Below are 13,793 nucleotides of genomic sequence, written 5' to 3'. Positions count from 1 at the left end.
TCCACTACTTTTTATCAGAATTAACGTATACTTAATTTGCCGCTTCTTCAATTGTAAAATTGAATTCTGCCGCAATCGTTTCGGACATAGTTTGTAATGTCGCTGGTGTAACGTTCCAGAAACCATTCTGTGGTGTATCCACAAGAGTAGTTATAAAATCTTCTACCTCAGTTTTAGTAAAATAGGGTTGAGTTGTTCCTGGTCTTCTTGTAAACTGCAATGCGTAAATGAATCCTAATCCCTCTGATAAATCATGGAAGACACTAGCGTAGTCTACTACACCTGCCTCTAAACCTAACTTACCTTGTTGTAGATAGTACACGGCACGGATTCCTATGATCTCTGATGCTTTTTCTCTAATAATTTCCGCCTGAGCATCTCTAACGGTATAATCTTTAGCTACAATAGCTGCTCTTCCTAACTTAAATGCATTAAATATATCTGCAGCTATACCTGCAAAGTCTGAATCATTTTCTGCTCTACCAATATATTTGTTCATAAACCCATCATCCTGTCCGATAGTAGCATTTGGATTCGCAGGATCTGCAGCAGTACCATAGAAATAACCGTAAGCTTCATCCCACTTGTGTTCCATAGTGGTATAGTTTCTACCTTCGGCGGTAATCCCATTGTTATTATTTTCGATGTTGTCCGCTTCATCTAAAACTGCAGAACTTAAGTAATTGTTTAATGCTTGATCTAACATTAATGCACCAATAAGAGATTTCGTAAAAAGCTGGTTGTATTCTACCCCTTCTGCATTGACATAACGCACTGGGCCACCACCGGCTTCTTGTATAGCTCCTGCCTGACCTGCGGTAGCATCAGTATTCCAATTTGGAAACACTTCGCTTACCTGATTTGCGATCCATAATTGATAATCTGCTTTGATGTCAGCAGATGCTACTGTATTGGCAAAGAAAAAGTCTCTTGACGCCGCAGTTTTGCTTAAAATATTTTTATCAGAAGCGTTTAAATCAGCATCAGAAAAATCGTTATCTCCTTGCTGATGCGCAAACATAGCATCTAACTCCGCTTCTGTAGCAGTAGGGTCTAAAAAAGCAGCTGCTAATTCTTCAGCCATTAAAATACGGGTAGTCTGACCTGAAAAACTAACCGTGCTTTCGTTATTTCTTGTAAAATTGTACGTTGCTGGTTCAACAATTCCTGGAGTTGTATCATCATCCGAAGAACAAGATAGTAGTAGAGTTGCTCCTAAAACAAATGCACCTTTGGCAATGCTATTAAATTTCATATTTCTTTTAATTTAGACTTATTTTAAATAATAAACTGATGCAAATATATTTATCACATCAGTTTTCACAAAATTTATTTATATTAAATCTAAATAAAATTTACAAGCAGCTGTTTTACAGAAAAATAGAAATACTATTTTTTAGCCTGTAATGCTTTTCTTGATTTTTTTGCCCACTCAATAAGTGCCGTTTGTTGGTCTTTGGTAAGGTCACCGTGCAGCCAAGTATAGGAATCTAAAGGCATATGTCCTTCCTCTACTTCTTCTTCTAACTCTTCGAGCTTATGATCTTTTCTTTTTACACTATAGCTTTCCCATTCAGATACATTAAAATGTTCTTTACCTTCTTCAATATGATCATTTAACCAATAGGATACCGGTGCAATTTCTGCATACCAAGGATAGGTAGTTTGGTTACTATGACAATCGTAACAATTATTCCTCAAAATGGTTTTGATTTCCTCCGTGGATTGTGTTTCCGCTTCAAAAGCGACAACGCTTTCATATCCCTGTTGATTCTTTTTTGGTCTTATAAATTGGATAATAACTAAAGCAATAAGGAGTACGCCTCCTATTATTTTTCCTACTTTTTTCATGAGTTTTATATTAATGGTAATGGGTAAAAATTTTAGTCGCTTCATTATGTGAAGACTCAAAACTTAAGGTTCTGATATTAGTATCTGCATTTTTTGTCGTAAAATAAGAAATCATACGTTCTGTGGGCATATTACCGGTTAGCTCATCTTTTGCCATAGGACAACCTCCAAATCCTTGTATCGCTCCATCGAACCTTCTGCATCCGGCATTAAAAGCCGCATCCACTTTTTCGAACCAAGTTGTTGGGGTAGTATGGAGATGAGCTCCAAATTCAATATCAGGATACTTAGGAATTAGGTTGGAAAATAAGTAGTCTATCACCTCAGGTGAAGATGTACCTACTGTATCGGATAAAGATAAAATCTGTACGCCCATCTTTCCCAGCTTTTCTGTCCATTCGCCTACGATGTCAACATTCCAAGGGTCTCCATAAGGGTTGCCAAACCCCATAGACAAATATGCTACTACGCTTTTATTATGAGCATCTGCAATTTCAAGTATTTCTTGAAGGGTAACGATAGATTCGGCAATGGTTTTATGCGTATTACGCATTTGAAAATTTTCGGATATAGAGAATGGATACCCTAAATAATCAATCTCTGAAAACTGAGAAGCATCCTGAGCCCCACGTACATTAGCCACAATAGCCAACAATTTGCTTTGGGTATCTGATAAATCGAGTTTAGCCAAAACCTCAGCAGTATCTACCATTTGAGGAATGGCTTTGGGCGAAACAAAACTACCAAAGTCAATGGTATCAAATCCACACCGTAGTAAGGATTGAATATATTGAACCTTTTTATCCGTAGGAATAAAATCTTTGATACCCTGCATCGCATCTCTTGGGCATTCAATTATTTTTACTTTTTCGCTCATTGGATAGCTTTACAATAAAAGAAGTTCAACATTGGGTATAAAAATATGATTATTTTTCAGAAAGAAGAATAAAAATTCCAATTCCGATAAAGACGATTATTTGCAGCCATTTTAAAAATCCACCGATTTTTTTATGCTCTTTTACATATTTTGATATCCTACCCGAAAGCAAAGCGATAAGTCCAAATACAATAAAAGATATCACTATAAAACCTAATCCTAGGATATAAAACTGTGTAATCTTATTAAGATCTTGACTAAATAGAAAGCCTGGAAAAAAGGCCAAAAAGAAAATGGATACTTTAGGATTTAATACATTCATCATAAATCCCTGTTTAAATAGCGCTTTGTCAGATTTTACAGGTACTGTTGAAGAATTCAAGTGTATGGTTGCATCGCTTTTAAACACTCTAAACGCCAAAAAAAACAAGTAAGACGCTCCAAAAATTTTTATCACTAAAAAGATTAGATCACTCTCTTTAATCAAAGCAGAAACACCAAAAGCAACTAAGGTAGTATGCACTAAACAGCCAGTCATTAATCCTAAAACGACCAGTAAACCACTCTTTACTCCGTGAGCGATACTTTGTAGTAAAACAAATATATTATCTGGTCCTGGAGATATCGCCAACGCAAATACCGATATAGCAAACCCCAATAAGATATCTACCTGGATATCCATACTACTTTAAAAGCGCTTTATTGATTTTTTTAATCAAGGCCGGACCTTCATAAATAAAACCAGTATACAGCTGTACAAGGCTAGCTCCTGCGGCCAATTTTTCTAAGGCGTCTTCTGCACTATGGATTCCACCCACTCCAATAATCGGAAAGGCGCTATTACTTTTTTCTGCCAAAAATCGAATCACTTCTGTTGATCTTTTGGTCAATGGTTTACCACTTAATCCACCCATTTCATTAATTACCTCCTCATCGGACTGTAAACCTGATCTATCGATAGTAGTGTTGGTAGCGATTACTCCATCAATTTTAGTTTGTTGTACGATTTCAATAATATCTATCAATTGGTCATCCGTAAGATCAGGGGCTATCTTTAACAAAATGGGTTTCTGTTTGGGTTTCGTTGCATTTAAATCTTTGAGTGTCTTGAGTAGTTGGGTCAAGGGTTCCTTATCCTGTAACGCTCTTAGATTAGGGGTATTTGGAGAACTTACATTAACCACAAAATAATCTACATACTCAAATAAGGCTTCAAAACACAAGGTGTAATCATTAACCGCATCTTCATTTGGAGTAACTTTATTTTTACCAATATTACCACCAATCAACACCCCTTTATTTTTCTTTAATCGTTCTATGGCTTCCGCTACTCCCCCGTTATTAAACCCCATGCGATTGATAATGGCCTTATCTTTTTTTAATCGAAACAATCTCTTTTTTGGATTACCGGACTGTGGCTTAGGGGTTAGTGTACCTATTTCAATAAAACCAAATCCAAAATCCGACAACTCATTAAATAATTTGGCGTCTTTATCGAATCCAGCGGCCAAACCTACTGGATTTTTAAATTTCAATCCGAAAACTTCTCGTTCTAAACGCGGATCTTTAACCTCATATATTCCCTTAAAAACAGTGCTCATTAAAGGCAATTTAGCTAGTAACTTTATCATTTTAAAGGTAAAATGATGCACTTTTTCTGGATCGTAGTTAAAAAGAATTGGCCTCAGTATGGATCGATACATGTTGTGAAGAAATTTTATTGGACAAAAATAAGTTTAAATACCTTTAATAAAAATGTATTTTTGAAATAAAAACATGATTGAAAAACAACATATAATAGATCGCTTTATCAGTTATGTAACTATTGATACCGAAAGTGATCCTCATAGTGCTGCGACACCTAGTACCGAAAAACAGTGGGATTTAGCAAACAAATTGGTCGATGAACTCAAGGATATTGGCCTCGAAGATGTGACCATCGATGAAAATGCCTATATCATGGCAACGCTACCAGCTAACGTAGACCACGATGTACCAGTCATTGGCTTTATCTCACATTTTGACACCACCCCTGATTTCACCGGTGCTAATGTGAAACCACAGATCATCGATGAATATGATGGATTGGATATTATTTTGAATCCAAAAGACAATATGAAATTGTCCCCTTCCTATTTTGAAGACCTTAAGCAGTATAAAGGACAAACCCTTATTACCACAGATGGCACTACCCTATTAGGAGCTGACGATAAAGCAGGTATCGCTGAGATTGTTACGGCTATGGAATACTTAGTACAACACCCCGAAATTAAGCACGGAAAAATACGAGTAGGCTTTACTCCGGATGAAGAAATTGGTAGAGGAGCTCATAAATTTGATGTTGAAAAATTTGGAGCAGACTGGGCCTATACTATGGACGGTAGTCAAATTGGTGAATTAGAATATGAGAATTTCAATGCAGCCGGAGCCGTGGTAACGGTAAAAGGAAAAAGCGTGCATCCTGGTTATGCCAAAGGTAAATTGGTCAATAGCATCCTTATAGCTCAAGATTATATTGATTTACTACCTAAAATAGAAGTTCCGGAACAAACAGAAGGGCGAGAAGGTTTTTTTCATTTACATACAATAAAAGGTAATGTAGACAAAACGCAATTAGAATATATTGTAAGAGACCACGATAAGCAACGTTTTGAAAATAGAAAACAGTTACTAATTGATTTAGCTAAAAACCTTAATGAAGAACACGGAAAAGAAATTGTTACCGTAGAAATAAAGGATCAATATTACAATATGAAGGAAAAGGTTGAGCCTGTGATGCATATTGTAGCTATTGCAGAAAAAGCAATGAAAGCAGTAGGCGTTGAGCCTATCATTAAACCGATACGAGGAGGAACAGACGGATCTCAATTGAGTTATATGGGACTACCCTGTCCAAATATCTTTGCCGGTGGCCATAACTTCCACGGACCCTATGAATACGTACCGGTAGAGAGTATGATCAAAGCGGTAGAGGTAATTGTTAAAGTTGCAGAACTGACGGCTGCTGAAAAAAAATAGTCTACTTAGCATAGTACTATTTTATCCTGGTAGTATAAAAAAAAGCGGTGAATGATCACCGCTTTCTGTTTTTAATGCAATTAAAATATTGTCTTATTTCTTTTCTGCTGCAGCAGGAGCGTTTAACTTTTGGCTCATATCCATAGAAATGGCTGATTTATCAAAAGTAAGTTTACCTGCCCCAGTTTCAATAACAACTGCATTGTTTTTTTCGCTAAAGTCAAAAACTTTACCGTGTAAACCACTTTTAGTAATGACACGATCTCCTTTTTTTAACTCCGCTGCAAATTTCTTTTCCTTTTTCGCTTTTTGCATCTGTGGACGTATCATAAAAAAATACATCACTACAATAATCAATAAAAAGGGAAGAAATGATTGTAATTGTTCCATAAAATTATTTGCTTACTGGTGTTCCACTTGCTGGTTGAGCCTTTGGAGTAACCATAGCTTTTATTTTTAAGATTTCTTTACCTGCCTGTGTATTTGTAGTAATGGTAACTTGCTTATTTTGTAAGTTTGGTTTACCATTAGAATTAAACTTTACCAACATCTCACCAGAGTCTCCTGGAGCGATTGGCTGCTTTGGCCACTCAGGTACTGTACATCCACAGCTTCCTTTAGCGCTTACGATTACTAATGGTGCTTTACCTGTATTTGTAAACTTGAATACGTGCTCTACAACATCCCCCTCATTGATGGTACCGAAATCATATTCAGTTTCCTCAAAAGTCATTACAGGTAAATCTTTGTTTTGTTCGTCACGCTCAGCAGCTATTCCTACATTTTCTTCTTTTACTTTTTTACTTGCGTTCTCTTTACAAGACACTACAGTCATAGCAAAAATTCCTGCTAAAATTAAGATTCCTTTTTTCATTTCTTGGGTTTTTAAAATTTTAAGGGTTAAAAATACTATTTTTTATAAAACTACATAAGTCCTCGACCGACTTTATTTAATCTTCCATTTTCTTGATACTCCTTCGAGACTTTATCGAGTATACCATTGATAAAAATACTACTTTTAGGAGTACTATATTCTTTTGCGATTTCTAAATATTCGTTAATTGTGACTTTGATCGGAATTGAAGGAAATTTTAGGAACTCACATAAAGCCATTCGTATGATAACTTTATCTAAATCCGCAATTCGATCCTTATCCCAATTTGGGGTTTTACCTTCTATCTCTTGATTAAACTCCTCGACATTTAAGGCGGTTTTTCTAAAGATGCGCTTTACAAAGTCTTTATCATCCAAATCTTTATACAAATTAGGAAGTGCCATATGCTCATCCTTAGTTGGTTTGATTTTCTTCAGCATTTTTAAAATCGCTGTATTAACCAGTGGCAGATCATCCATCCAGGTTAGACGTTTGTCCTCGATATACTCGTGTAATTTTTCATTAGGAGCAACAACTTCTTTAAAGATATCCATAACAAACTCCTTATCTTCTTTAAAAGAGCTTACTTTGGTTTTCATATATTCGTTATATACCTGACTTTCCTTTATTTCGTTCCACAAAATACTTACGTATTCATCATCCAATTCCCAATAATTCATTTTCTTATTGGAAACCATATCCGACAATTGGATATTGTTTTCAAGCAAAACTAATACTTGATTATCTACAAATTTGGTATTCGGATTTCGTTCTTCGTTGGTGGCAAGATGCTTTTTTTTACTGATATCAATATATCTAGCTACGTGTTTTTTGATTTCGACTAAAAGTTGAAGATTGATTAAAAATAAATCATACATCTGATCTATACTGTAAAAAAGAAATTTTTCTTCTTTATCAAGATGATCACTTTTAGCCTGCCCCATTGCATATAGGGACTGCATTACTTTAACTCTAATATGTCTTCTGGTTAACATAGAATAAATTACAAAGAACTTAAATTAAAAAAAGCGAAAGTAACTTTACTTTCGCTTTGCAAAAATACTATTATTTTTTATCCGACTAGCTTAATTTTTCTTTTTTTCGTTGTGCTATGCGATCATCAGCAATTCGCACTGCTGCCTCATTGGTTGTAATCCCCATAGCTTCAGCCTTAGTCAGGATATCTAATGTGGTATTGTAGATATTTTCTGTCTTTGTAATGATTTGATCTCTACCGTATTTTTCAATCTCTGCAAAAACGTTAATAATACCTCCTGCGTTGATTAAGAAATCTGGAGCATAGATGATTCCCTTTTGTTGTAATAAAGGGCCGTGGATATGCTCGTTCGCCAATTGGTTATTGGCTGCTCCTGCAATAACTTTAACTTGTAGTTTGTTAATCGTATCATCATTTACGGTAGCACCTAATGCACAAGGTGCATAGATATCCGCTGCTTCAGCGTATAAATCCTGACCTCGGTATATTTCAACTCCGTATTTAAGGCTAACCTCATTTAAGCGCTCTTCATTGATATCACTTATGATCACCTTAGCACCTTCTTCAGCCGTAAGACGAACTAGCTCCTCACCTACGTGACCTATACCTTGAACTAAGATTTTTTTACCAGTTAAATCATCTTTTCCAAAAGCAAATTTTGCAGAAGCTTTCATACCCATATAAACACCATAAGCAGTTACTGGCGAAGGGTTTCCTGCTCCACCTTTGGCTTCTGATATTCCGGTAACATAAGGTGTTACTTCTCTAACGGTATCCATATCAGAGGTTTCCATCCCTACATCTTCTGCTGTATAATACTTACCACCAAGGGTATGGACAAATTCTCCAAATCGTCTCATCAAATCTGGAGTCTTTATTTTTTTAGGGTCACCCATAATAACAGCCTTTCCACCACCCAGGTTTAAACCTGTAATGGCAGACTTATAGGTCATCCCTCTAGACAATCTAAGAACATCGTTAAGGGCGTCCCATTCTGTCTTATAATCATACATCCTAGTGCCGCCTAGTGCAGGTCCTAAAATTGTATTGTGCACACCAATAATTGCTTTTAAACCTGTATCTTTGTCAAAACAAAAAACAACTTGTTCGTGATCATCAAAAGAAAGCTGGCCAAAGACAGGCGCTTCTTTCTTTAATTGATTTGCAGTTAGCACTTCAGTAATCATATGCAGTAGTGTTTAAATTATGTATTAATCAAAAATCGGGTGCTAAAATAATGCATTTTTACGAATTTAAAATTTTAAGTTGTTAAATTTTAAGAATATAATAATTTCAACCTTTTTTTAGAATAAATCTTTATGCGCGCACTTCGCCACCTTAATAAGTATTTTCTAAAGTATAAATTTCGATTAATAATTGGATTAATAATCACTATCATAGCTCGCATTTTTGCCATAGCAGTGCCTAAATTTGTTGGTGATTCCGTTGATATAGTTGAGCAATATATCAATGGAGAAGTTAGTAGTATTAGCGAAGTTAAATCTGGTCTGATGACCAATATTCTATTAATATTAGGTGCTGTACTGATATCTGCATTTTTTACTTTCTTAATGCGTCAAACCTTTATTGTGGTTTCACGTTTTATTGAATATGACCTTAAAAATGAAATATTTCAACAATACGAACGTCTTTCGTTAAACTTTTACAAGAAAAATCGAACTGGTGATTTAATGAATCGCATTAGTGAAGATGTTTCAAAGGTTAGAATGTATGTAGGACCAGCTATTATGTATAGTGTCAATACCATTACCCTATTTGTGGTCGTTATAGGTTATATGATCAGTATAGCTCCTATGCTGACGCTCTATACCATTGTCCCTCTTCCGATATTATCCATATCCATTTACAAACTCAGTGTTACCATTCATAAAAGAAGTACTGTTGTACAACAGTATTTATCAAAACTAACCACCTTTACACAAGAATCCTTTAGTGGAATCACGGTGATCAAAGCCTACGGGATTGAAGAACAAACGCAGCACGATTTTAAAAACCTAGCCAATGATAGTAAGGACAAAAATCTTGACCTGGCCAAAGTACAGGCTCTATTTTTTCCGTTAATGATTTTACTAATTGGAATAAGTAATGTCATTGTCATATATATTGGTGGTAAACAGTTTTTAGACGGAAAAATAGAAGACCTCGGAGTAATTGTTGAGTTTATCATATTTGTCAATATGCTAACCTGGCCGGTCGCCACAGTAGGTTGGGTAAGCTCTATTGTACAACAGGCAGAAGCTTCGCAGGTTCGGATCAATGAATTTTTAAGTCAGGAGCCCGAAATTAGTAATACTGTAACCGAACATACACCAATCCAGGGCGATGTAGTTTTTGACAATGTTTCTTTTACTTATGATGATACTAATATAGTAGCTCTCAAAAATGTTAGTTTTGAAGTTGCCGCTGGCGAAACTATAGGAATCATTGGCAAAACAGGCTCCGGAAAATCCACCATACTCGATTTGATTGGCAGACTATATGATGTTAGTCAAGGAACTATCCGTATCGGAAATACTCCGATTCAGCAACTTAATCTCGACGAGCTCAGAAAACATATTGGTTATGTCCCCCAAGATGCCTTTTTATTTAGCGACTCCATAAAGAATAATATAAAGTTTGGCAAAGAAGAAGCCAGTGATGAAGAGGTTATTGAAGCTGCAAAAAATGCCGTAGTGCATCGAAATATCATTGGATTTTCAAAAGGATACGACACTGTTCTCGGTGAAAGGGGAATCACCTTATCAGGTGGTCAAAAACAACGAGTTTCCATTGCAAGAGCTATCATAAAAGACCCAAAAATCCTTCTTTTTGATGATTGCTTATCTGCTGTTGATACCGAAACAGAAGAGGAAATTTTAAATAATTTACACAAAATTTCGAAAAACAAAACCACTTTTATTGTCAGTCATCGGGTTTCTACAGCTAAGAATGCTGATAAAATAATAGTACTTGAGGACGGTAAGATAATCCAGCAAGGCACTCATAACCAGCTCGTAAGCCAAGAAGGATACTACAAAGAACTCTACCTAAAACAGCTTAGCGAAAAAGAAATCTAGTTTTTTTTTGTCCGATTAACAATTTTTTTGGATTTTTGGTTCCATCATAATATACTAACTAATAAGCAAAAGAATTATGAGTGATAATGGAATGATGGAGAAAGAAGAAATTTTCTCAAAAGTTTTAAGAGCAGGTAGAAGGACATATTTCTTTGATGTAAGAGCTACTAAAGCCGGTGATTATTATCTAACAATCACTGAAAGTAAAAAGTTTACTAATGATGATGGATCTTTTCACTACAAAAAGCACAAAATCTATCTTTACAAAGAGGACTTCGAAGGCTTTAAAGAGATCCTAAATGAAATGACAGAGTTTGTCATCGATGAAAAAGGGGAAGAGGTAATTAGCGAAAGACATCAAAAAGATTATCAAAAATCGTACGATAACGAGAAAGAAACAGTGACCACAGACAGCTTTACAGATGTAAGCTTCGATGATATTTAAAAAAACTTAGTTAAAGTTATGTAAACCGCCTCAATAATTGAGGCGGTTTTTTTTTATATTCCGCACACACTGTAATTTTAAAGTAATGAAGAAACGAATTTCGTTAGTTCTCCTAATTTTCACCGTACTCGCAAATGCCCAAGATGACCTATCCTTAGGCTATTATTTACCTAAAGATATACGTTATAATACAGAAATCCCTACACCACAAGAAATTCTTGGCTTTGTACCAGGGCAATGGCACGTCAGTCATGATAGATTAGTCACCTATATGAAAGCGTTGGCAGAAGCATCTCCAAGAATAACTATTGAAGATAGGGGCGACACTTTTGAAGACAGACCTTTATTACTTCTAACGATTACCTCAGTAGAAAATCATAAACGCCTGGATGAAATTCAGCAAAAACATCAAGCATTAACCGCTCCTGGCGCGGAAAATATTGATTTAAGCTATTTGCCTGCAGTGGTGTACCAGGGTTTTTCAATACACGGTAATGAGCCGAGTGGATCCAATGCTGCTTTGGTAGCTGCATATTATCTTGCAGCAGCAGAAGGTGCTGCTATTGATAAACTATTAAATGATGTAGTGATTCTATTTGACCCATCCTTTAATCCAGATGGATTACAGCGCTTTGCGTATTGGGCAAACACCAACAAAAGTAAAAATATCTCCACCGATCCACAAGATAGAGAATATGACGAAATTTGGCCAGGAGGTAGAACTAACCATTATTGGTTTGATATGAACAGAGACTGGCTACCTGTACAATTACCAGAGTCCAGGGCCAGAATAGCAACATTCCACCAGTGGTACCCAAATATATTAACTGATCATCATGAGATGGGTTCCAATAGCTCATTCTTTTTTCAGCCTGGTATTCAATCTCGTACCCATCCCCTAACCCCTAAGTTGAATCAACAACTAACCAAAGAAATTGCAAAATATCATGCTAAGGCGTTTGATGAATTAGGTTCATTCTACTACACTGAGGAAAATTTTGACGATTTTTACTATGGAAAAGGATCTACCTTTCCTGATATTAATGGAGGAATTGGAATATTATTTGAGCAAGGTAGTTCTAGAGGGCACGCACAGGAAACAGAAAATGGAATTTTAACCTTTCCCTTTACGATAAGAAATCAATTTACGGCAGCTTTATCTACATTAGAAGCTGCTCAAAACATGCGCACGGAGCTTCTTAATTACAAAAGAGACTTCTACAATACCGCTAATACTTCTAAAACAAAAGGATATTACGTTTTTGGAAATGAAAAAGATGCAGCTTCCGCTTACCATCTTGCAGAAATTTTAAAACGTCATAAAATTAAATTTCACGAGCTCACTAAAGATATAAAACTAAATGACATTGCTTATAAAAAAAACCACAGCTATGTTGTTCCAAAAAACCAACGGCAAGGCAAATTAATTGAAGCTATTTTTGAAAAACGAACTACTTTTGAAGATAGCTTATTTTACGACATTTCTGCCTGGACCTTCCCACTTGCGTTTAATTTGGATTATACACAAAGTAATGATGATAACCTAATCGGAACTGAGATCACTGAACTTAAAAAACCAACCACACCGCCAGTTACCAAAAGTGACTACGCATACCTAATGGAATGGCACGAGTATTACACCCCAAAAGTATTATATCAAATACTTAACAAAGGGTTGCGCGCTAAAGTAGGTATGCAAACATTTTCTTTAGCTGGCAAATCCTATGATTATGGAACCATACTTATCCCGGTACAAAATCAAAAACTAGACAAAGAGGAGTTGTATACCCTACTACAGGAATTATCTAAGGAAAACTCAGTAGCTATCGATGGTGTAACTACCGGTTTAACTAAGGGTATTGATCTAGGTAGTAATCAATTTAGGGCAATTACCCTGCCTAAAATAGCCTTGATGACAGGACCCGGTATTACGCCTTATGATGCCGGAGAAATATGGCACCTGATGGATCAACGCTACGATATACCTATTACTAAAATCACCACCGATAATTTTTCGCGATTGGATCTAAGCAGATACACTCATATTATATTACCGAATGCCTGGGGAACTGCCATTGAAAAAACTGCTATTGATAAATTGAAAGCTTGGATTCGATCTGGTGGAACACTTATTGGATATCGAAATGCCGCTAGCTTTTTTAAGAACAATAACCTATTAAAAATAGAGTTTAAAAAAACTGAAAATATCGCTAAAAACATCTCTTTTGAGGAGCGACGCGATTTCTTTGGTGCCCAAGTCATTGGAGGTGCTATTTTTGAAGCCAATATTGACCGATCGCATCCTATAAACTTTGGATACAAAAATGATAAAATTGCATTGTTTAGAAATACAACGATTTTTATTGAGCCAGATGAGCAGAGTTATAACAATCCGATTCAATATACCAAATCACCACTTCTCAGTGGATATATCAGTTCTAAAAATCTAGATTCTCTGGCTACCACTGTACCCTTTAAACATCAAAGTCTAGGAAGAGGAAATAATATACTTTTTACAGACAATACCAATTTTAGAGCGTTTTGGTACGGAACCAATAAGCTATTGATGAATGCCATCTTTTTTAGCGATGAGATGTAAATGGTAGTGTAACAAATATATAATTTGAGAGACTAATCAGGTAAAAAGAAAAATT

General features: G+C 35.8%; 13 protein-coding genes. 4 read left to right on the top strand and 9 right to left on the bottom strand.

Annotation, left to right across the window (positions count from 1 at the left end):
* Positions 1-31 precede the first annotated feature (31 nt).
* From EV197_RS08390 to EV197_RS08370, 5 genes are all read right to left on the bottom strand, one after another.
* Positions 32-1,255, bottom strand: a complete 1,224-nt coding sequence (locus EV197_RS08390) for a DUF4856 domain-containing protein (RefSeq protein ID WP_130286314.1) — start codon at positions 1,253-1,255, stop codon at positions 32-34.
* Between the two features lie 134 nt (positions 1,256-1,389).
* Complete coding sequence (locus EV197_RS08385) at positions 1,390-1,851, bottom strand: heme-binding domain-containing protein (protein ID WP_130286313.1); 462 nt, start codon at positions 1,849-1,851, stop codon at positions 1,390-1,392.
* 10 nt (positions 1,852-1,861) lie between these two features.
* On the bottom strand, positions 1,862-2,728 hold the full coding sequence (locus EV197_RS08380) for a hydroxymethylglutaryl-CoA lyase (protein WP_130286312.1): 867 nt from the start codon (positions 2,726-2,728) through the stop codon (positions 1,862-1,864).
* Positions 2,729-2,777: 49 nt separating this feature from the next.
* Complete coding sequence (locus EV197_RS08375; RefSeq protein ID WP_242610727.1) at positions 2,778-3,404, bottom strand: LysE family translocator; 627 nt, start codon at positions 3,402-3,404, stop codon at positions 2,778-2,780.
* Positions 3,405-3,411: 7 nt separating this feature from the next.
* Positions 3,412-4,431: a quinone-dependent dihydroorotate dehydrogenase gene (locus EV197_RS08370; protein WP_130286310.1), complete on the bottom strand. Its 1,020-nt coding sequence runs from the start codon at positions 4,429-4,431 to the stop codon at positions 3,412-3,414.
* A 73-nt stretch (positions 4,432-4,504) separates the two neighbouring features.
* On the opposite strand from EV197_RS08370, the gene pepT reads away from it, so the two are divergent.
* A complete protein-coding gene (gene pepT / locus EV197_RS08365) occupies positions 4,505-5,746 on the top strand; it encodes a peptidase T (protein ID WP_130286309.1) in 1,242 nt (413 codons plus the stop codon).
* A 93-nt stretch (positions 5,747-5,839) separates the two neighbouring features.
* On the opposite strand, the gene yajC is transcribed toward pepT, so the two are convergent.
* The 4 genes from yajC to EV197_RS08345 all read right to left on the bottom strand — a co-directional run bounded on the left by yajC (position 5,840) and on the right by EV197_RS08345 (position 8,804).
* Positions 5,840-6,136, bottom strand: coding sequence for a preprotein translocase subunit YajC (gene yajC, locus EV197_RS08360; RefSeq protein WP_130286308.1), 297 nt, complete (start codon positions 6,134-6,136; stop codon positions 5,840-5,842).
* A 4-nt stretch (positions 6,137-6,140) separates the two neighbouring features.
* A complete protein-coding gene (locus tag EV197_RS08355; RefSeq protein WP_130286307.1) occupies positions 6,141-6,620 on the bottom strand; it encodes a DUF1573 domain-containing protein in 480 nt (159 codons plus the stop codon).
* Between the two features lie 50 nt (positions 6,621-6,670).
* Entirely contained in the window at positions 6,671-7,582 is a 912-nt protein-coding gene (nusB, locus tag EV197_RS08350; RefSeq protein WP_341273016.1) for a transcription antitermination factor NusB, read from the bottom strand.
* 118 nt (positions 7,583-7,700) lie between these two features.
* Positions 7,701-8,804, bottom strand: a complete 1,104-nt coding sequence (locus EV197_RS08345) for a Leu/Phe/Val dehydrogenase (protein WP_130286305.1) — start codon at positions 8,802-8,804, stop codon at positions 7,701-7,703.
* A gap of 132 nt (positions 8,805-8,936) precedes the next feature.
* Here EV197_RS08345 and EV197_RS08340 point away from each other — a divergent pair, with 132 nt between their 5' ends.
* The 3 genes from EV197_RS08340 to EV197_RS08330 all read left to right on the top strand — a co-directional run bounded on the left by EV197_RS08340 (position 8,937) and on the right by EV197_RS08330 (position 13,738).
* Positions 8,937-10,694 carry an ABC transporter ATP-binding protein gene (locus EV197_RS08340; RefSeq protein ID WP_130286304.1) on the top strand — a complete coding sequence of 586 codons (1,758 nt, stop codon included), beginning with the start codon at positions 8,937-8,939 and terminating at the stop codon, positions 10,692-10,694.
* A 76-nt stretch (positions 10,695-10,770) separates the two neighbouring features.
* Positions 10,771-11,139, top strand: a complete 369-nt coding sequence (locus tag EV197_RS08335) for a PUR family DNA/RNA-binding protein (RefSeq protein ID WP_130286303.1) — start codon at positions 10,771-10,773, stop codon at positions 11,137-11,139.
* A gap of 85 nt (positions 11,140-11,224) precedes the next feature.
* Positions 11,225-13,738 (top strand): M14 family metallopeptidase, encoded by a 2,514-nt coding sequence (locus EV197_RS08330; protein WP_130286302.1) that lies wholly within the window; start codon positions 11,225-11,227, stop codon positions 13,736-13,738.
* Positions 13,739-13,793 lie beyond the last annotated feature (55 nt).

Origin of the sequence: Aquimarina brevivitae (assembly GCF_004216895.1) — a bacterium.
GTDB lineage: Bacteria > Bacteroidota > Bacteroidia > Flavobacteriales > Flavobacteriaceae > Aquimarina > Aquimarina brevivitae.
The sequence above is the reverse complement of the archived record's forward strand: the minus strand, read 5'-3'. Positions and strand labels throughout refer to the sequence as shown.